The sequence below is a fragment of the Streptomyces sp. NPDC102360 genome, assembly GCF_044766085.1.
Classification (GTDB): domain Bacteria; phylum Actinomycetota; class Actinomycetes; order Streptomycetales; family Streptomycetaceae; genus Streptomyces.
Genome location: NZ_JBIWLG010000004.1, coordinates 114701 through 134045, shown reverse-complemented (window position 1 = coordinate 134045; position 19345 = coordinate 114701). Strand labels below are relative to the sequence as shown.

20 protein-coding genes are annotated in these 19345 nt (G+C 71.5%); 15 read left to right on the top strand and 5 right to left on the bottom strand.

Annotated elements, in window-relative coordinates:
• Positions 1-256 precede the first annotated feature (256 nt).
• The 4 genes from ACIRHA_RS18910 (at position 257) to fbaA (ending at position 3766) form a co-directional block, all read left to right on the top strand.
• Entirely contained in the window at positions 257-1195 is a 939-nt protein-coding gene (locus ACIRHA_RS18910; RefSeq protein ID WP_403846827.1) for an SRPBCC family protein, read from the top strand.
• A 26-nt stretch (positions 1196-1221) separates the two neighbouring features.
• Positions 1222-2016, top strand: coding sequence for an aldose 1-epimerase (locus ACIRHA_RS18905; RefSeq protein WP_403846824.1), 795 nt, complete (start codon positions 1222-1224; stop codon positions 2014-2016).
• A gap of 36 nt (positions 2017-2052) precedes the next feature.
• Positions 2053-2613: an orotate phosphoribosyltransferase gene (gene pyrE / locus ACIRHA_RS18900; protein WP_403846822.1), complete on the top strand. Its 561-nt coding sequence runs from the start codon at positions 2053-2055 to the stop codon at positions 2611-2613.
• 121 nt (positions 2614-2734) lie between these two features.
• Positions 2735-3766, top strand: a complete 1032-nt coding sequence (gene fbaA / locus ACIRHA_RS18895) for a class II fructose-bisphosphate aldolase (RefSeq protein WP_389282181.1) — start codon at positions 2735-2737, stop codon at positions 3764-3766.
• A gap of 179 nt (positions 3767-3945) precedes the next feature.
• Here fbaA and ACIRHA_RS18890 read toward each other — a convergent pair whose 3' ends face one another.
• Positions 3946-4365, bottom strand: coding sequence for a DUF3151 domain-containing protein (locus tag ACIRHA_RS18890; RefSeq protein WP_403846819.1), 420 nt, complete (start codon positions 4363-4365; stop codon positions 3946-3948).
• Positions 4366-4487: 122 nt separating this feature from the next.
• Here ACIRHA_RS18890 and ACIRHA_RS18885 point away from each other — a divergent pair, with 122 nt between their 5' ends.
• The 4 genes from ACIRHA_RS18885 to ACIRHA_RS18870 all read left to right on the top strand — a co-directional run bounded on the left by ACIRHA_RS18885 (position 4488) and on the right by ACIRHA_RS18870 (position 7499).
• On the top strand, positions 4488-5936 hold the full coding sequence (locus ACIRHA_RS18885) for a recombinase family protein (protein WP_403846817.1): 1449 nt from the start codon (positions 4488-4490) through the stop codon (positions 5934-5936).
• Positions 5937-6113: 177 nt separating this feature from the next.
• Positions 6114-6659 (top strand): DUF5994 family protein, encoded by a 546-nt coding sequence (locus ACIRHA_RS18880; protein ID WP_403846814.1) that lies wholly within the window; start codon positions 6114-6116, stop codon positions 6657-6659.
• A 5-nt stretch (positions 6660-6664) separates the two neighbouring features.
• On the top strand, positions 6665-6946 hold the full coding sequence (locus tag ACIRHA_RS18875) for a hypothetical protein (protein ID WP_403847661.1): 282 nt from the start codon (positions 6665-6667) through the stop codon (positions 6944-6946).
• Positions 6947-6983: 37 nt separating this feature from the next.
• The gene (locus ACIRHA_RS18870) at positions 6984-7499 is read left to right on the top strand and encodes a GNAT family N-acetyltransferase (protein ID WP_403846812.1); all 516 of its coding nucleotides are present in this window, start codon (positions 6984-6986) and stop codon (positions 7497-7499) included.
• Positions 7500-7598: 99 nt separating this feature from the next.
• Here the strand turns inward: ACIRHA_RS18870 and ACIRHA_RS18865 are convergent, their stop codons facing one another.
• Positions 7599-8231, bottom strand: coding sequence for a DUF5994 family protein (locus ACIRHA_RS18865; protein ID WP_403846810.1), 633 nt, complete (start codon positions 8229-8231; stop codon positions 7599-7601).
• A gap of 657 nt (positions 8232-8888) precedes the next feature.
• Between ACIRHA_RS18865 and ACIRHA_RS18860 the strand changes: the two genes are divergently transcribed.
• Positions 8889-9731 carry a tryptophan 2,3-dioxygenase family protein gene (locus tag ACIRHA_RS18860; RefSeq protein WP_403846808.1) on the top strand — a complete coding sequence of 281 codons (843 nt, stop codon included), beginning with the start codon at positions 8889-8891 and terminating at the stop codon, positions 9729-9731.
• Complete coding sequence (gene kynU, locus ACIRHA_RS18855) at positions 9724-10923, top strand: kynureninase (RefSeq protein WP_403846805.1); 1200 nt, start codon at positions 9724-9726, stop codon at positions 10921-10923. The genes ACIRHA_RS18860 and kynU overlap by 8 nt, the downstream gene beginning before the upstream one ends.
• Before the next feature lie 180 nt (positions 10924-11103).
• Here kynU and ACIRHA_RS18850 read toward each other — a convergent pair whose 3' ends face one another.
• Positions 11104-11724: a TetR/AcrR family transcriptional regulator gene (locus tag ACIRHA_RS18850; RefSeq protein ID WP_403846803.1), complete on the bottom strand. Its 621-nt coding sequence runs from the start codon at positions 11722-11724 to the stop codon at positions 11104-11106.
• Positions 11725-11883: 159 nt separating this feature from the next.
• Here ACIRHA_RS18850 and ACIRHA_RS18845 point away from each other — a divergent pair, with 159 nt between their 5' ends.
• From ACIRHA_RS18845 to ACIRHA_RS18830, 4 genes are all read left to right on the top strand, one after another.
• Positions 11884-12768: an alpha/beta hydrolase gene (locus ACIRHA_RS18845; RefSeq protein WP_403846800.1), complete on the top strand. Its 885-nt coding sequence runs from the start codon at positions 11884-11886 to the stop codon at positions 12766-12768.
• A 97-nt stretch (positions 12769-12865) separates the two neighbouring features.
• Positions 12866-14203: a sensor histidine kinase gene (locus ACIRHA_RS18840; protein WP_403846797.1), complete on the top strand. Its 1338-nt coding sequence runs from the start codon at positions 12866-12868 to the stop codon at positions 14201-14203.
• Entirely contained in the window at positions 14200-14865 is a 666-nt protein-coding gene (locus ACIRHA_RS18835) for a response regulator (protein WP_403846795.1), read from the top strand. Before ACIRHA_RS18840 ends, ACIRHA_RS18835 begins: the two co-directional genes overlap by 4 nt.
• Positions 14866-14884: 19 nt before the next feature.
• Positions 14885-16114 carry a cytochrome P450 gene (locus tag ACIRHA_RS18830; protein ID WP_403846793.1) on the top strand — a complete coding sequence of 410 codons (1230 nt, stop codon included), beginning with the start codon at positions 14885-14887 and terminating at the stop codon, positions 16112-16114.
• An 8-nt stretch (positions 16115-16122) separates the two neighbouring features.
• On the opposite strand, the gene ACIRHA_RS18825 is transcribed toward ACIRHA_RS18830, so the two are convergent.
• Together ACIRHA_RS18825 and ACIRHA_RS18820 are read right to left on the bottom strand one after the other, a co-directional pair.
• A complete protein-coding gene (locus ACIRHA_RS18825) occupies positions 16123-17739 on the bottom strand; it encodes an ABC transporter permease (RefSeq protein WP_403846790.1) in 1617 nt (538 codons plus the stop codon).
• The gene (locus tag ACIRHA_RS18820) at positions 17736-18656 is read right to left on the bottom strand and encodes an ATP-binding cassette domain-containing protein (protein WP_403846787.1); all 921 of its coding nucleotides are present in this window, start codon (positions 18654-18656) and stop codon (positions 17736-17738) included. Before ACIRHA_RS18820 ends, ACIRHA_RS18825 begins: the two co-directional genes overlap by 4 nt.
• A gap of 92 nt (positions 18657-18748) precedes the next feature.
• Here ACIRHA_RS18820 and ACIRHA_RS18815 point away from each other — a divergent pair, with 92 nt between their 5' ends.
• A complete protein-coding gene (locus ACIRHA_RS18815; protein WP_403846784.1) occupies positions 18749-19255 on the top strand; it encodes a GbsR/MarR family transcriptional regulator in 507 nt (168 codons plus the stop codon).
• Positions 19256-19345 lie beyond the last annotated feature (90 nt).

Below are 19345 nucleotides of genomic sequence, written 5' to 3'. Positions count from 1 at the left end.
CGCGGCGCCCGCCTGGGGCCGGTTGTCCGAGTCGGTGGGACGGCAGGCAGATCAAGCCTCAATGGCAATTGCAGCGGAGCCGGGGATGGGCAAATCAAGCCCCTGCGGCGTTTGAGCAGCGGGGTCCGGGGCGGAGCCCCGAGGCGTGGGTGCGGGTGGGCGTCCGTTTCCGGGTGAGGGCCGGTGGAGACGGAAAGTCGGATCCGGGGTGGCGAAGAGGGTTCACGGTTCCGACGGAGTCGCTAGGCTCGGCGGCATGGAGCATGAGGTGTTCGTTCCGGTTCCGGCGGAGTCCCTGCGGGCGGTGCTCTGCGATTCCCAACGCGTCGACCGGGCCCTGCCCGGCTTCCAGCGCGACGCCACCGGTGGCGGAGGCCGCCTGAAGGTACGTATCGGCGGGCACACCATCACGTACCGCGGCAGCGTCACCGTGACGCAGTCGGCGGACGGTTCCTTCGCCATGACGGGTGAAGGCAGCGAGGCCCGCGGCACGGGAGGCGTGAAGTTCGCCCTGACCGCCAGGGTCGCCGCGGCGGCCGGCGGCTCCGCGGTCACCTTCTCCGGCACCGGTTCCGGTGACGGCCGGGTCGCGGAACTGTCGCGCGAGGCTGTGGCATCGGCGGCCCACCGTCTGCTGAACCGTTTCGCGGAAAACCTCGGCGCGACCCGCCAGGAGCCGGGTTCGGACCCCGACGAGGGCATGGACGCGGACACGGGACCCGTCGACGACACGGTCGAGGGCTCGGGCACCAGCTCGGTCGGCGACCCGGCGGACGCCTCCACCGACCCCCGCGACGGTGACGGCGCCGGCGCCGGAGAAGGCGAGCAGGGCGAGACATTCGCGCCCACCGAAAGCCACTCCTCCGTCTTCGACACCGAGATCCCGCCCCCGTCCCTCGACCCCGACGCGGACCTCGCGGCCGCCGCGGGACCCGAGTCCGACTTCCCGGCGGAGCCGCCCGCGGGGCCCGAGGCCGAGCTCCCGGCGGAGCCGGTCGCCGCGCACGCCCGGCGCACGATGATCGGCCGCAGCGCGGAGGAGGTGGACCACGCGCCGCCGCGCGGCCGGTACGCCCCCGTGCCCGCCCCCGAAGGCGTCACGACCAGCGCCACACTGCGCTGGGCCGCCCCCGCGGCCGCCGTCGCGCTCGCCTCGGCGATCGTCGTCGGCCGGGCCCTGCGCAGGCGCCGGTAGCACTACCCCGCATAGGCTCAGTCGTCGTGACGACACAGGAGACGACGCTGACCGCGGGCGACGCGGAAGTGACCGTGGCGCCGGGCAACGGCTGCCGTATCAGCAGCCTGAAGATTTCCGGTACCGAACTGCTGCGGCAGGGCGAGAAGTACGGCTGCTTCCCGATGGTGCCGTGGTGCGGCCGCATCAGGGACGGACAGTTCCGCAACGGCGGCCACGTCCACCAGATGCCGCTGAACTCCGGCCCCCACGCCATCCACGGCTTCGGCCGGGGCGCCGAGTGGACCACCGCGCGCGAAACCCGCACCGAGGCGGCCTTCACGTACGACCTCACCGCCCCCTGGCCGTACAGCGGACGCGTCACGCAGCTCGTCTCGCTCACCGAGAACTCGCTGACCCTGTCGATGGGGATCGAGACGTACGGCGACTCGTTCCCGGCGCAGCTCGGCTGGCACCCCTGGTTCAACCGGACGATCACCGACGGCGGCAGCAGCGTGCAGATCGCCTTCGACCCGGCCTGGCAGGAGGAGCGCGGCGCGGACCACCTGCCGACCGGCAAGCGCGTCGAGGCGACCCCGGGCCCCTGGGACGACTGCTTCGGGATGCCTGAAGGCGTCGACGTCACGCTGTCCTGGCCGGGCGCCCTCCAGGTCGAGGTGAAGAGCCCCGAGCAGTGGGTCGTCGTCTACGACGAGCAGGACGCGGCGGTGTGCGTGGAGCCGCAGACCGGGCCGCCGAACGGGTTGAACACGGCGCCGCGCCTGGTCACCCCGGTGGAGCCGCTGGAGGCGAGCACGACCTGGACCTGGAGCCACCTGTAAAACCCACCCCCGTCGCCCCCCTTTAAGCTCATAGGCATGACGACGAACGACGTGCGCGACGCGCTGCTGACGCAGATCAAGAACAAGGCCGTGGTGCACGGCAAGGTGACGCTCTCCTCCGGCATCGAGGCCGACTACTACGTCGACCTGCGCCGCGTCACCCTCGACGGCGAGGCCGCCCCGCTGGTCGGCCAGGTCCTGCTCGACCTGACCCGTCAGCACGGGCTTGAGTTCGACGCGGTCGGCGGCCTCACCATGGGCGCCGACCCGGTCGCGGGCGCGATGCTGCACGCGGCGGCCGCCCGCGGCGAGCGCCTCGACGCGTTCGTCGTCCGCAAGGCCGCCAAGGCGCACGGCATGCAGAAGCGCGTGGAGGGCCCGGAGATCAAGGGCCGTCGCGTGGTCGTCGTCGAGGACACGTCCACGACCGGCGGCTCGCCGCTGGAGGCCGTCCAGGCGGTGCGCGAGGCCGGGGCCGAGGTCGTCGCCGTCGCGACCATCGTGGACCGGGCCACCGGCGCCGCCGAGAAGATCACCGAGGGCGCCGGGGTGCCGTACCTCTTCGCCTTCTCGAAGGACGAGCTCGGACTGGACTGAGCAACCGAGTACCGGCCGAGTCTGGAAAGATGGGGTCGACGATGATGTCACCCCCTTGGTGAGGGTCACCCAGAACGACAACCCGAACCCGCAACCCGCGCGCTTTACGAGGAGACGGCAGATGGCCATCGCAACCCCGGACCAGTACAACGAGATGCTCGACCGGGCCAAGGCGGGGAAGTTCGCCTACCCGGCCATCAACGTCTCGTCGACGCAGACGCTGAACGCCGCGCTGCAGGGCTTCGCAGAGGCCGAGTCCGACGGCATCATCCAGATCTCCACCGGTGGCGCCGAGTACCTCTCGGGCCAGGGCGTGAAGGACATGGTCGTCGGCGCCGAGGCGCTCGCCGAGTTCGCGCACGTCGCGGCCGCGCGCTACGGCAACAAGATCGCGCTGCACACCGACCACTGCCCCAAGGGCAAGCTGGACGGCTACGTACGCCCGCTGCTCGACATCTCCGCCAAGCGTGTCGAGGCCGGCGGCCTGCCGCTGTTCCAGTCGCACATGTGGGACGGCTCGGCCGAGACGCTCAAGGACAACCTGGAGATCGCCCAGGAGCTGCTCGCCAAGGCCAAGGCCGCGAACATCATCCTCGAGATCGAGATCACCCCGACCGGTGGTGAGGAGGACGGCGTCTCGCACGAGATCAACGACAACCTCTACACCACGGTCGACGACGCGCTGCGCACCGCCGAGGCCCTCGGCCTGGGCGAGAAGGGCCGCTACCTGCTGGCCGCGTCCTTCGGCAACGTGCACGGCGTGTACAAGCCGGGCAACGTCGTGCTCCGCCCCGACCTCCTCAAGGACCTGAACGAGGGCGTCGCCGCGAAGTACGGTCAGCCGGCCGGCTCGAAGCCGTTCGACTTCGTCTTCCACGGCGGCTCCGGCTCCACGGTCGAGGAGATCACCACCGCGCTGGAGAACGGCGTCGTGAAGATGAACCTCGACACCGACACCCAGTACGCCTTCACGCGGCCCATCGCGGGCCACATGTTCGAGAACTACGACGGCGTCCTGAAGGTCGACGGCGAGGTCGGCAACAAGAAGACGTACGACCCGCGTGTGTGGGGCAAGAAGGCCGAGGCGAGCATGACCGCCCGCATCGTCCAGGCCTGCGAGAACCTGCGCTCGACGGGTACGCGCATCAAGTAAGGCGCTTCGCGTGCACGGGCCCGGCACCCCTCGGGGAGCCGGGCCCGTGGCATGTCACGAGGGCGCTCGACGGGCGACCGGAGTCGCGGAAGACGGGATCGTGCACTCGGTGCCGCCGCTCTGTCTCTGTGAAGAGCGGCGGCATTTTTTTGTGCGGTGGAGGCTTGCTGCCGCCGGCGCTACCGCTTCAGCGTCGCGTACGCCTCTTCGCTGCTGTCCTGAAGGAACTGCCAGCACCGCTCGGTCTCGTCCTTCTCCTCGATCGCGCCGGCGGCGCGGGCAAGGGCGGCGAGGCAGCGCAGGAATCCGCGATTGGCCTGGTGGTTCCAAGGGACGGGGCCGTGCCCCTTCCACCCGGCCCGGCGCAGGGAGTCGAGTCCTCGGTGGTAGCCGGTGCGCGCGTACGCGTACGACTCGACCACACGCCCCGCCTCGAAGGCGTCGTCGGCGAGCATCGCCCAGGCGAGCGAGAAGGTCGGGTACTTGGCCGCGACATCGGCCGGTGACTGGGACTCCTCGCCGAGAAGTCGGTACGCCTCCTCGTTCTCGGGCAGGTACGTCGGATCCGGTCCACCCAGCAGGTTCTTGTGCGTCGTCATGACGCCAGTCTGCCACTTGCCGCCTGGTGTTCGGGACGGTCCCGGATGCCTTCGGCCGCGGACCGGAAGGGTGTGAGAAGGGCGGTTGATGTGATCGATCGCGGCGTGCGACGATCCCGCGCATGGCAGCACGGCGGGGGGCCTCCGGGCCCATGCGGGTGGGCATCTATACCCGGATCGGCAGGGACGACGAGGCCGAGGGTCTTGGCGTCGTGCGGCAAGAGGAGGACTGTCGCCTGCGCTGTGCCGCCCGTGGGTGGGAAGTCGCCGAGGTCTACGAGGACAACGACTTGTCCGCCTACCAGCGGAGGACCGTGCGCCCGGAGTTCCGGCGGATGCTGGAAGACCTCAAAGCCGGGCGGATCGACGGCGTCGTCGCCTGGGACATCGACCGCTTCACGCGGCAGCCGCGCGAACTCGAAGCGTGGATCGACGAGTACGAGGACGCGGAGCGCCGCGAACGCCACCTCGCGTTCGACTCCGTTTCGGCGTCGGACATCGACCTGTCCACGGAGAACGGGCGCTTCATCGCGCGCATCAAGGTCACCGTCGCCGACAAGTCCTCGGCGGACACGTCGCGGCGCACGAAGCGCAAGCACTTGGAACTGGCCGCGCAGGGGAGACTGCCGGGCGGCCGGGCGCCGTACGGCTGGAACCGTGCGGACCGCAGGACGCTGGTGCCGGAGGAGGCCGAGAACCTCCGCAAGGCTGTCACGGACTTCCTCGGTGGCGTCCGCTGGGCGTCGATCGCGCGTGAGTGGCGCGACAAGGGCATCCGGTCGCACAGCGGAGGCCACTTCGACGACTCCAAGATCAGGCGCATGCTGCTGAATCCGCGGCTCTGCGGATACCGCATGCACCAGGGGGAGTTGTTCCTGGACGAACACGGGGCTCCGGTCGTCGGTGACTGGGAGCCGGTCGTCACTCCCGACGAGTGGTACCTGCTCGTGGAGAAGGTCCGCAAGGTGTCGGAGGGGCGGGAGGCGCGGGACCACGCCACCAAGTACCTGCTCTCCGGCATCGCCCGCTGTGGGCGCTGCGGGACGAAGATGCGGGCCTTCCCCTCGTACCGGAAGTCGAAGACCTCATCCCGGTTCCGGTACGCGTGCCCCGGCAGGAACGACGGGGGATGCGGGGGAGTGGCCAGGGTCGGCGAGCCGGTCGACCGACTCGTCAGGAACGCCGTCTTCATCAGCTCGGACAAGGCCCTGACGAACGTGCGGGAGCGTCCCCCGGAGTGGGCCGGGGAGGAAGAACTCGCCTCTCTGGAAAGGGACATGGCCGAGTTCAAGCAGGCATGGCAGGCCAAGCGGCTCGCTGCCGCCCGCTACATCGCGCTCACCGAGGACCTGGAGAAGCGGATCGCGGACCTGCGACGGGAGCGGGCTCTGCACAGGGCCGAGGCCGCGACCTTCGCCGCCGGCCCCGTCGACATCCGGGAACGGTGGGAGGAGCTGACGATCGAGCAGCAGCGGGCCGCTGTTCTCAAGGTCTTCCGCGCGGTCGTCATCAAGCCCTCCTCGAACGGGCCGGTCTTCGATCCGGCGGACATCGAGCCGGTACCGAGGTGACGAGCGGACGCCGGACCCTGTGTGCGACAGGGCTCGGCCCTGGGGCCACCGGGTCGCGCAGGAGTACGGTGGACACACCGAGGGCATTTCGTACTCCGGCATCCGCGCGGGTCTCGTCCTCGATGAGAGACGACGTCCGGGACGGCCGCCGCGCCGCCGCGGAGACAGGTCCGCATCATGGCCGCGACCACGACACCTCCCTCCGCCTCTCCGAGAACCGCCCGTATCGCGCTGACGCCCATGGCCGGCACGGGCCTGCTCGACGGGGCCTGGTGGCCCCGCTCCCGGGACCTGACGGCCGAGGTTCCCGCACTTGTCGACGTGCTCGACTCCCTGTGGGGCCGCATCACCCGCATCGCCGTCAATCCGATGCTCTGGCCCGCTGTCCCGCGCAGCGTGCCGGTGCGCGGGCACGTGGTGAAGGTCGGCTGGTTCACCCCCGAACTCGACCCGCACAAGCTGCTGTTGCTGTCCTACGGGCCGGGCCGCTGGGACCTCCTCGTGATCCCGCCGGAGGCCGGTGACGAGGCTGCCGGCCGGCTCATGGCGGCCGCCGTCGTCCCGGACGGGCCGCCGCTCACGGCCACGGCGCTGATGGCCGCCGAGTGGGCACGCCATCACGACATCGCCGTCGGCGACCGGGTCCAGGACCCGGAGGAGTCGTGGGAGTACGAGGGCGGCGCGACGTCCACGCACGCGGGCCGCACCATCGAGGGGCGGTGACCGGCATGGACGCCTTCCTCACCGTCGCTGCCCTCCTGGCCCTGATCGCCGTCGCCGCGTCCGTGATCCACCGCATGAACTCACAGCACGCCGAGAGGATCGCCTTGCACACCTACAGCCGCTTCCTGCCCGGACGCCGGGCACCCACCGACCCCGCCGACCGCCTCGCACACCCGGTTCCCCCGCCGGCCGGGAAAGGCGGGCGGCGCGACCACCGCGACGGCGGCCGGGGGCGCTTTCGGGCACGTCGCCACCGCGACCGCACCACGCACAAGCAGTCCCGCTGAACGGGGCTGCCATGAACGACCTGTGAAGGGGGCACGGATGGCTGCGTATCTGCGCAGGCTGACCAGGTGGCAGGCCGAGCAGCAGCGGGAGTCGGTCGCGGCTCTGCACGCGGCGGCGGCCTGGCACGGCATCGCCGCGCACCACGACCGTCAGGAGTTCCTGTCCCGCTTCGAACGGCACGTGGGGCGCGGCGGGTTCGACATGACCGCGGCCGACGACGCCGGTCTGATCGGCTGTGCGTATGGGTACCACCTGGGCAGCGAAGACGCCTGGTGGTCCGAGGCGATGCCGCAGGCGGAGGAACTCGCCGCGTCGGGCGGTGTGTTCGAGCTGGCCGAACTGATGGTGCTGCCCGCACACCGACGACACAGCATCGCGACGCGCCTCGTCGAGCTTCTGCTCTCCCGGCACGCCACGGACCTGGTGGTGACGCGCGTCGAACGATCCGCGGACGGCTTCCGGGAACTGCTGCGGACGTCCGGCTGGAAAGAACTGCCTTGGGCTGTCGGTGCCGCGGAGCGCGAGGTATGGGCGCGCGACGCGATCCGCTGACCGAAGTCCCGTATCGGCGGCATGGGGCGACTGACCGAGAGGCGGACGGGGGGTGTGGCCGTCACGGACCCAACGGGGCGGCCCACCTGCGGGGGCGCGTCAGGAGTGGGCGTCCGCGGCGGCGGCCATGAGCGGTTCGGCGGCCTCCGCGGTCGTGTCCGGCGGCACGACCAGCAGGTCCCAGCGGCCAAGGCCGGGAGCGAGCAGGACGATGGTGTGCTCGCCTGACGTCGTCTCGCTTCTGTGCAGTCGTACGACTTGATTGGCCACGAGCATCCGGCCGGGTGGCGCCGCCCACACGGACCCGTTCACGGTAGCGCTGGTGATGTTGCCCCACGCGCGGGGCAACCCGGCCAGCAGCCGGGGGAGTTCGGAGAGCAGGTCGTAGGAGCGCGGCCACCACGCCCCGTCGATGGGCCTGGGAATGCCCCCGTGGGGAGCCAGGCGCAGGCGCAGGACAGGGTGGGAGGGAAGCGGGGGTTGCAGCGAGGTCGTCATCTGGGTCTCCTGGTAACGGGCCTGCGCGGGCGGGTGGTTGCGGCGCCAGGCGCGACGGTCGGCAATGCGGTCCGCCGTCGGCCGGCGCACGTCGTATGCCAAGCCGAGTCGTTCGAGGAGGCGGATGACGGCGGCCGACGGGTCGATCCGGCCGCGCAGCTGCGTGCCGTAGCGGTACGGGGAGTGCGGGTCGCCGGGCTGCACCGGAGTGGGCGAGGCGGAACGAGGGGACATACGGGGCTCCTTGACCTCGGTGCGTGTGGCGCGGCCGGGCTCTGGGGCTGCCCCGTGACGGGAAACCGAGGGGTCGAGACCGGTCTGACACCGGTGCACGAAGGGCCCTCGCTCCCTCAACGGTACTCCCGCAGGTTTCGAAGCGATGAGAGCTGCTCGCGTGAGGAAGGCCGGTGCCGGTCCTTGCCATGCCTCAAATCGGGGGGGGCGCGCACCGAAGTCGTCGTCGTACGCCCTGTTACTGCGCGGGCCCGGAGCGTATGGTTCAACACGCGAGGACGCCTTGGGCCAGTGCTGTGAGAGCGCGGGCCTGTCGTCCCCTTCCGGACCCCCAGTCCCGCGGCCCGGCACCAGTAGCGGAATGACCCGCTGGAGCCGTGATGCCGACTCAGGGCACCAGCTTCCGTCTTCTGCGTTCAGCAGCGCAGGCATCCTGCCTGTCGCTCCGCAGGGGGCAACCCGTGCGGGCCCGGGATCGAAGGGGAGTCGATCCCGGGCCCGCTCGGTGATGCGTCCGGTGAGGCCCGCCCGGTCCTTTGTGAACAGGCGGGCCTTGCCGTTTGCGGGCACGATTGCGGAGGATGCAGTCGGGGACCGGGGCCCCGTGTCGGTAACGGCAGGGCGGACCGCTACCCGGAGTACAAACAGGAGACAGCGATGTCCCTCGACGCGGATCACGAGGCGGAAGCACCCGCCACCCCGCATCTCGACTTCGCGGGCACCACGCCCTACGAGGACTACGTCCAGGCCGACGTCCTCACCCACCTCCAGCACCTTCGCTCGGACGACCCCGGCGAGATGGTCTTCCTGGTCACCACCCAGGTCATGGAGCTGTGGTTCACGGTCATCGTGCACGAGTGGGAGACGGCGGCCCGTGCGCTCGGCACGGACGACGTACCGACGGCGGTGGCCGCGCTGAAACGGTCCGTCAGGGAACTGGACGCGCTCAACGCCTCGTGGCGGCCGCTGGCACAGCTCACCCCGGCCCAGTTCAACTCCTACCGCTCCGCGCTCGGCGAGGGCAGCGGCTTCCAGTCGGCGATGTACCGGCGCATGGAATTCCTGCTCGGTGACAAGTCGGCGTCGATGCTGGTGCCGCACCGCGGCGCGCCCCGGGTGCACGCCGAGCTGGCGAAGGCGCTCCAGGAGCCGAGCCTCTACGACGAGGTGCTGCGGCTGCTCGCCCGGCGCGGGCACCCGGTGCCGCGCGCCGTCCTCGACCGTGACGTGTCGAAGAAGTACGAGCCGTCGCCGGAGGTCGAGGCGGTGTGGACGCGCCTGTACGCCGGGGACGAGGGCGACGAGCTCGCGCGTCTCGGTGAGGCGCTGACCGATGTCGCCGAGCTGGTGTGGCGCTGGCGCAACGATCACCTGGTGGCCACCCGGCGTGCCATGGGCGCGAAGACGGGCACGGGTGGCTCCGCCGGTGTGGCGTGGCTGGAGAAGCGGGCGGGCAAGAATGTCTTCCCCGAGCTGTGGACGGCGAGGTCCCATGTTTGATCTGTGCGAGCGGGCCAAGGAACTGGACGCTGCCGACCAACTCGCGGCCGTACACGACGAGTTCGTCCTCGACGACGTTGTGTACCTCGACGGGAACTCGCTGGGCGCGCTGCCCGCGAACGTCCCTGGGCGGGTCGACGACGTCGTGCGCCGGCAGTGGGGCGAGCTGCGGATCCGGTCCTGGAGCGAGTCGGGGTGGTGGACGGCGCCCGAGCGGATCGGCGATCTGATCGCTCCGCTCGTGGGCGCGGGCGCCGGGCAGATGGTCGTCGGCGACTCCACAAGTGTCAATGTCTTCAAGGCACTTGTGGGTGCGGTGCGGCTCGCGGGTGGTCCGGACGCCGGCCGCGACGAGATCCTCGTCGATGCCGCGACGTTCCCCACCGACGGCTATATCGCCGCCTCGGCGGCCCGGATGACGGGCTGTTCGGTGCGTGCGGTGGAGCCGGGGGAGGTGCCGGGCGCGCTCTCGCCGCGTACGGCGGCGGTGCTCCTGAACCACGTCGACTACCGCAGCGGCCGGCTGCACGATCTGCCGTCGCTGACGGCGGCGATCCGTGCGGCGGGGGCGGTCTCGGTGTGGGACCTGTGCCACAGCGCGGGCGCGCTGCCGGTCGGGCTCGACGCGCACGGGGTCGACCTGGCGGTCGGCTGCACGTACAAGTTCCTCAACGGGGGGCCCGGTTCGCCCGCCTACCTGTACGTCCGGCGCGAGCACCAGGCGGCCTTCGACTCGCCGCTGCCGGGCTGGAACTCGCACGCCGAGCCGTTCGGGATGCGTTCCGATTACGAGGCCGCGGACGGGGTCGTACGGGGCCGGGTCGGGACGCCGGACATCCTGTCGATGCTGGCGCTCGAGGCGGCGCTGGAGGTGTGGTCGCGCCCCGATGTCTCGGTCGACGCGGTGCGGGCCAAGTCCCTTGCCCTGACGGACTTCTTCCTTGAGTGCGTCGAGGAGTACGTCCCCGAGGGCCGGGTCGAGGTGGTGACGCCAGCCGCGCACGGGGAACGGGGCAGTCAGGTGGCGTTGCGCTGCGAGGACGCGGGCGAGGTGATGTCCCGCCTCATCACGGCGGGCGTCGTCGGCGACTTCCGCCCCCCGGACATCCTCCGCTTCGGCTTCACGCCGCTGTACCTGTCGTACGGAGAGGTGGAGCGGGCGGCGCGGGTGCTGGCGCAGAGCCTGGCCTGACGCCCACCCGCACGGGGCTCCGCCCCGGACCCCGCGCCTCAATCGCCGGCGGGGCTTGATAAATCAAGCCCCGCCGGCGACTGATAGATCAAGTCCCGCGGGGCTTGATAGATCAAGCCCCTGCGGCGATTGAGCAGCGGGGTCCGGGGCAGAGCCCCGAGGCGTGGGAACGGGTGGCCGTCACATGGCGTACGCCCCCGCCCCCGCCGCCGCCACAACCGCCGCCACCGCGCGCACCGCATCCGCCTCGTCGGGCGCGGTGCCAGAGGTCAGCAGCCGGTAGTACAGCGGCGCGGACACCGCTCGGACGACCTCCGACGGGTCCGTGCCGCGCGGCAGCTCACCGCGGGCCACCGCCTGCTCCACGCAGGGCGCCCACTCGGCCACCCGGACCTCGTAGAAACGGGCGAGGGCGGACGCCGTGCGCGGGTCACAGGCGGCCGCCGCGATCACCGCGTGGAACAGGCGGCCCTGCCGGGGATCCGCCAACGTTTGCTGCACGAGACGCGCGTTGGCGGTCAGGTCCCCGCGCAGGGAACCCGTCTCGGTGCGCGGCAGCGACTCCTGGGCCATCTGGTCGAGAAGGTCGGCGACGAGTCCCGTGGGTGAGCCCCACCGCCGGTACACGGTCGTCTTCCCGACGTCCGCGCGCCGCGCGATGTCACCCAGGTCGAGCCGGTCGAAGCCGTGCTCGGCGAGGACGTCGCCCGCCGCGTCGAGCACCGCCGCGCGGACACGGGCCGTGCGCCCGCCGGGGCGGAGCGTGCCGGGTTCGTGCGCTTCGGTCGGGTTACCGGTCATGACCCACAGGGTAACGGTACGAAGGAACCGTTTGTGTGGTCACTGTACGTGTTGACGCACGTCACGGGCCTGGTAGCGTCCGCATACCGCGAATCATCGGCTGCCCGCCGGGTCGTTCGCGTATTCGTCAAGTTCCGCACGATGTCGAGAGGTTGGAGCATGCCAGACCCCGACCAGTCCGGCGCCACCCGCGAGGAGGCGGAGGAGGCGTCGGCCTTCTCGCATCCTGCCGTGCCGCCGGACGTCAGCGCCGCGTACGGCGATCACCCGGATCAGATCGTCGACTTCTACGCCCCGAGGGACGGCGCGACCGCGGCCCCGCTCGTCGTGGTCCTGCACGGCGGCGCGTGGCGGGCGCCGTACGACCGGCAGTACCTGACCCCGTTCTGCGACTTCCTCGCACGGCGCGGGTTCGCCGTGGCCAACGTCGAGTACCGGCGGGGGAGCGCGGTGCCGCATCAGGGTGCCGAGGGCCCCATGGCGGGGCGCTGGCCCGAGACCTTCGACGACGTGGCGACCGCGCTCGACGCGATGCCCGCGCTCGCCGCCGAGCACCTGCCGTCGGCCGACCCGCGCCGCACCATCGTCACCGGCCACTCGGCGGGCGGCCAGCTCGCGCTGTGGGCCGGCGCCCGGCACGTGCTGCCGGAGGGCGCGCCCTGGCGCACCCCGGACTCCGCGGCGCTGCGCGGCGTCGTCGCCATCGCCCCGCTCGTGGGCTTCGTGCTCGCCGAGGAGCTGGGGGTCTGCGGCGGCGCGTGCGTCCAGTTCCTGGGCGGCATGCGAGAGTTGTTCGACGAGCGCCGTCCGTACGCGGACCCCGTGGAACTGCTGCCGACCGGCGTCGCGACGACCCTGGTCCAGGGCCGTACGGACACGACCGTGCCGTTCGAACTGGCCGAGGCGTACGCGGACGCGGCGGCGAAGGCGGGCGAGGTCGTGGGCGTCACGTTCCTGGAGGAGGTCGGCCACTTTCCGCTGATCGACCCGGCGGCGGACGCCTGCGCGGTGGTCGCGGAGGAGATCGCCCAACTGGCCTGGTGACCGCCCGGTGACCCGGCCGTAGTCCTTGCGACGGACGGCCCCGAACCCTCCTCGGTGCGGACGCGGGGCGGCGCCCCCGCGACCTACCGTTTGTGCCATGACCGACACGACCACCACCCTCCAGGGCCCGCGCGAGCGCAGCCCTGAGATACATCTCGCCAAGTCGGCGCTGCGGGGGCTGCGCGAGGACCTGTTCCGGGGGGTGCTCACGTACCGGCCGCTGCCCCGGGCGGGCACGGACGGGCCGTGGGCCCGGCAGTTCCCCGACCGCTTCCGCAAGCACCTGGGGCTCCTGCCGCACGCCGTCGTGCTCGGCCTGGCCGCGCTCACGCTGATCACGGGCATGGCGAGCTACGGCGCCCTCGACGACGCCTTCTTCGCCCTCGTCGCCGGGCTGATGGCAGCGGTCCCGGTGGCGCTCACCCTGCTCCGCCCGGTCCTCGCCTTCTGGCTCTCGCTGGGGGCCGCCCCGATCCTGGTCTGGGCGACGAGCGACGACCTCTACCCGTGGTCGGGCGGCAGCATCCTGGGCCACACGGTCGTGATGATGGTGGTCGCGGCACGCACCCGGCCGCGTACGGCGGCCTGGATGTGGGCCCTGTCCACGCTGTACTCGCTGCTCTCCGCGGCGGTCTTCGGTGGCGTGAACGCCGGCATCGCGGTCCCGATGACGGTGCTCTCCGGCATCGGGGTCGGGATCGTCGCGCTCGTCCACGTCAACCGCACCGCGCGCCTCCAGGTCGTCCAGGAGCGTACGGTCACCGCCGTCGAGCGGGACCGGCGCACGCTCCTCGAGGAGCGCACGAACATCGCGCGCGAGCTGCACGACGTGGTGGCGCACCACATGTCGGTCGTCGCCATCCAGGCGGAGGCCGCGCCCTACCGTGTCGAGAACCCGCCGCCCGAGCTGGAGCAGGCGTTCGTCACGATCCGGGAGAACGCGGTGGCCGCGCTCACCGAACTGCGCCGGGTTCTGGGGGTCGTACGGGCCGAGGACTACGAGGCGCCCGACGCGCCGCAGCCCACGCTCGCCGACCTCGACAAGCTCCTGGAGAACGTGCGGGAGGCGGGCCTGACCGTCACGCGGACCGTGACGGGTGCGGCCCGTGAACTCCCGCAGGGCGTCGAGCTGTCGGCGTACCGGATCGTGCAGGAGGCGCTGAGCAACGCGCTGCGGCACGCCCCCGGCTCGCAGGCCGCCGTCGAGGTGTCGTACGTCCTCGGGGGCCTCGGCCTCCGGATCGTCAACGGCCCGTCGACCGGCCTGGTGAAGCCGACCCCCGGCGCGGGACACGGTCTCACCGGGATGCGCGAGCGCGTCTCCATGCTGGGCGGCGAGATGACGGCGGACGGGACGGCCGACGGCGGGTACGAGGTCACCGTCTTCATCCCCGTCGCCCGCGCCGCGGCCACCGGGACGGAGGACGAGGCGTGATCAGGGTCCTGGTCGCCGACGACCAGATGATGGTCCGCGAGGGCTTCTCGGTCCTCCTCAACGCGATGCCGGACTTCGAGGTCGTCGGCGAGGCCGTCAACGGCGTGGAGGCGATCGCCAAGGTCCGCGAGCTCCACCCCGACGTTGTCCTGATGGACATCCGCATGCCGGAGCTGAACGGCATCGAGGCGACCCGCGAGATCGTCGCGGCGGACGCGGGCACGAAGGTGCTCGTCCTGACCACCTTCGACCTGGACGAGTACGTGTACCAGGCGCTGCGGGCCGGGGCCTCCGGCTTCCTCCTCAAGGACGCCTCCGCACGCGAACTCGCCGACGGCGTAAGGGTGGTGGCGAGCGGCGAGGCCCTCCTCGCGCCGACCGTGACCCGCCGTCTGATCACCGAGTTCGCCAAGCTGTCCGAGGCGCCGAGCATTGCGGCGGGGCGGCAGACGGGCGCGTACGGGGAGCTGACGGAGCGGGAGACGGAGGTGCTCGTTCTGATCGCGCGGGGCCTGTCGAACATCGAGATCGCGGAGCGGCTCGTGGTCGCCGAGTCGACGATCAAGACGCATGTGAGCCGGATCCTGGTGAAGCTGGGGCTGCGCGACCGGACACAGGCGGCGGTCTTCGCGTACGAGGCACGTCTGGTCACACCGGGGTGAGCGCGGCTAGCGTCCGGCCATGGACGCCCTCGTGGAGAAGTTCGCCCCCTGGTCCCCGGCCTTCGTCGCCGACCCGTACCCCGCCTACGCGGACCTGCGCGAGGCCGGCCGGGTGCACTGGTTCGAGCCGTCGAACCAGTACCTGATCCCGCACCACGCCGACGTATCGGCGCTGCTGCGCGACCGGCGCCTCGGCCGCACCTACCAACACCGCTACGCCCACGAGGACTTCGGCCGCACCGCCCCGCCGCCGGAGCACGAGCCGTTCCACACCCTCAACGACCACGGCATGCTCGACCTGGAGCCCCCGGACCACACCCGCATCCGCCGCCTGGTGTCGAAGGCGTTCACTCCGGGCACGGTGCGTCAACTCCAGCCGTACGTAGAGAAGTTGGCGGGCGAGCTTGTCTCCGGTCTGGTGGCGGACGGCGGCGGCGATCTGCTCACGGCGGTCGCCGAACCGCTCCCGGTGGCCGTCATCGCCGAGATGCTCGGCATCCCCGAGCCGGACCGGGCGCCGCTGCGGCCGTGGTCGGCGGCGATCTGCGGCATGTACGAGCTGAACCCGTCGGAGGAGACGGCGCGGGCGGCGGTCACCGCGTCACTCGAATTCACCGAGTACCTCAGGGAGTTGATCGCCCAACGCCGCGCCCGCCCCGCCGACGACCTGATCTCGGGTCTCATCGCCGCCCACGACGACGAGGACGGCGCGGGGCCCGCCCGCCTCACCGAGCAGGAGCTGATCTCCACCTGCGTCCTGCTCCTCAACGCGGGCCACGAGGCCACCGTCAACTCGACGGTGAACGGCTGGTGGGCCCTGTTCCGCCACCCCGAGCAGCTCGCGGCCCTGCGCGCCGACCACTCCCTGATCCCCACCGCGATCGAGGAGCTGATGCGCTACGACACCCCGCTCCAGCTCTTCGAACGCTGGGTGCTCGACGAGATCGAGGTGGCGGGCACCACGATCCCGGCCGGTTCGGAGGTGGCCCTCCTCTTCGGCTCGGCCAATCATGACCCGGCGGTCTTCACCGACCCGGCCCGCCTGGACCTGACCCGCCGGGACAACCCCCACATCTCCTTCTCCGCGGGCATCCACTACTGCATCGGCGCCCCGCTCGCCCGGATCGAACTCGCCGCGTCCATGCGGGCACTGCTGACACAGGCGCCGACGCTGCGGCTCGCGGCCGAGCCGGAGCGCAAGCCGAACTTCGTCATCCGGGGCCTGGAGGGGCTCGCCGTGGAGCTGTGACGCCGCCGTCAGCCGGCCATGTCCCGCCGCCGCAGACCGACCAGGCCCACGCCCACGAACACCGCCGCGAGCAGCACCTCCACGATCACAGACCCCCACGTCATGTCCCCGCCCGGCAGCTTCGGCAGGTGACCGAACGGCGAGATGTCCATGACCGCCTGCGGCAGTTTGAGCGCCGGGCCGATCCAGCCGATGAGGAGCGCCGCTCCCGCCGCAGCCCACGCTGCGGCGGCCGCCCGTGGCCACACCCCGTACAGCAGTACGGCCACCCCGCCGAGCGACCAGATCGCGGCGAGCTGGACCAGGCAGGCGCCGATGACCGCGCCGAACTCCTGCCCGTGGCCGACCGCGAGCCCGACCCCGCCCAGCAGCATGATCAACGCGGCGCCCGCGAAGGCGATCACCAAGTGGCCGCCGGCCCAGGCGATCCGGCCCACCGCGTTCGCGAGGACGGGTTCGGCGCGCTGCGAGGTCTCCTCGCCGTTCAGCCGGAGCACGGCCTGCACGATGTAGAGCGCGGCGACCATGCCGAGCATGCCGACCATCGTGGCGAGGAAGGCGTCGGTGATGCCGGACTGGCCGCCCATCCGCTCGATGATCTCCTTGGTGTTCTCGCTGTCGCCGACCAGATCGGCCGCCCCCTCGGTCATCCCGCCGAAGACGACACCGGCCGCGAGGAACCCGACCGCCCAGCCGATCACGCTGCCCCGCTGCAACCGCCAGGCCAGCGAACCCGCCGTGCCGAGACGCCCGTTCGCCGGTCCCGGACGCGTCGGCAGGAAGCTCATGCCGATGTCGCGCCGCCCGGCCAGCTCATAGCCCACGGCGCCCTGGACCAGGACGGCCGCGAGCAGCAGCCCGAGCACCCACCACCGCTCGTCGGCGAAGGCGCGGACGTTCTCGACCCAGCCGACCGGCGAGATCCAGGTCAGCGGGGACGAGCCGTCGTTCGTGCCGGAGTCGCCCGCCGCGCGCAGCACGAAGGCCACGCCGAGCACCGCGGAGGTGGCGCCGCGCGCGAGCCGCGCGCTCTCCGTGAACTGGGCGACGATCGCCGCCATCGTCGCGAACACCATCCCGCAGCCGCCGATCGCGAGCCCGAGGGCGAGCGCCCCCGCGCCGCCCTGCGAGGCGAGCCCGCCCGTGACGATCAGCGCGAGCACACCGTTGGCCACGAGGGCCGCGAGCAGCGCGGCGGTCAGCGGCGCGCGCCGCCCCACCATCGCCGAGGACACCAGCTCCTGCCGCCCGCTCTCCTCCTCGTCACGGGTGTGCCGTACGACGACGAGCAGGCTCATGATCGCGGCGAAGACCGCGGCGAACGTGCCCCCGCGCCAGGCCGTGAGCGCGCCGAGCGAGTCCCCGAAGACCGGCCCGTACATGGCGCGCATCGAGCCGTTGGTGTTCATGGACGCCGCGATGTCGGCCCGCTCGGCGACCGTCGGCCAGACGCTCTTCAGCGTGTTCGGCATCGACACGACCATCATGGCGGTGATGGCGATCCATACGGGCATCATCACGCGGTCGCGCCGCAGCGCGAGCCTGAGCAGCGTTCCGGTGCCGGCGAGATGTCGGGCGCCGCCCGACCGCGACACGTAGCGTCCTTCGCCCACGAGGGTGGTCATCGCGACACCGCCGCTTCGGGAGTACGTACGTCCTCCTGGTAGTGCCGCATGAACAGCTCTTCCAGGGTGGGCGGTGTGCTGGTCAGCGAGCGCACGCCGGACCCGGCGAGCGAGCGCAGGACGGCGTCGAGCTTGTCGGTGTCGACCTGAAGCTTGACGCGTTTGCCCTGTACGTCGAGGTCGTGCACCCCGGGAAGGTCGCCCAACCCTCCCGGCTCACCCGCGAGTTCGGCGGTCACGCTGGTCCGGGTCAGATGCCGCAGATCGGCGAGGGACCCGCTCTCGACGGTGACACCCTTCCTGATGATGCTGACCCGGTCACAGAGCTGCTCGACCTCGCTGAGGATGTGCGAGGACAGCAGCACCGTCCGCCCGTGCTCGCGCGCGGCCTCCTCGACGTAGCTCTCGAAGACCCCCTCCATCAGCGGGTCGAGGCCGGAGGTGGGCTCGTCGAGGATGAGGACGTCGATGTCGACCGCGGCGAAGGCGGCGACCAGGGCGACCTTCTGCCGGTTGCCCTTGGAGTACGTGCGGCCCTTTTTGGTCGGGTCGAGTTCGAAGCGCTCTATGAGCTCGGCCTTGCGCTTCTTGTCGAGCCCGCCGCGCAGCCGCCCGTAGAGGTCGATGACCTCGCCACCGCTGAGGTTGCGCCACAGCGTCACGTCACCGGGTACGTACGCGACCTTGCGGTGGAGTTCCACGGCGTCGGCCCAGGGGTCGCGGCCGAGCAGCTGCACCGCGCCGGAGTCGGCGCGCAGCAGGCCGAGCAGGACGCGGATGGTGGTGGACTTCCCCGCTCCGTTCGGGCCGAGGAAGCCGTGCACTTCTCCGGCCTCGACATCCAGGTCGAGACCGTCGAGCGCGTGGGTCCTGCCGAACGACTTGTGCAGTCCGGAGACCGTGATTGCCTTCGTCATGATTCTGAAGCTACGCGCACTTCACAAAGTTGTGAAGTTAAGGAAGCGTATAAACTGGCGTCGCAGACCGGGCAAGGGGAGAGGATCGGGACATGAGCGCGCAGGGCATGGACGAGACGCAGGCACGGGCGGCCGAGGCGGCCCGCTCCCGGTTTGTCGAGCGCTTCGCCGCCCAGTTGCTCGATGCGGGCATGACCCGGATGCCCGCCCGCGTCTTCGCGGCCCTCCTCGCCTCCGACTCCGGCGCCCTCACCTCCGCCGAACTCGGCAAGCAGCTCCAGGTCAGCCCGGCCGCGGTGTCCGGGGCGGTGCGCTATCTGACCCAGCAGCACATGGTCACGCGCGAACGCGACCCCGGCACGCGGCGCGACCTCTTCCGGGTGCACAGCAACCAGTGGTACGAGGCGCTGGGCAGCCGCGACAGCGTCATGAAGCGCTGGGAGGACGCGCTGCGCGAGGGCGTCGAGAGCCTGGGCGCGGACACCCCCGCGGGCCGCCGCATCGCGGAAACCCTCGCCTTCTTCGAATTCGTCCAGGTCGAACTGGCAGCCCTGATGGAACGCTGGCGCGAACACCGCAAGACACTGGGCCTGGACTAGCCAGTTCAAGCCCCTGCGGCGATTGAGCCAAATCAAGCCCCTGCGGCGATTGAGCAGCGGGGCCCGGGGCGGAGCCCCGCAACCTCAGCC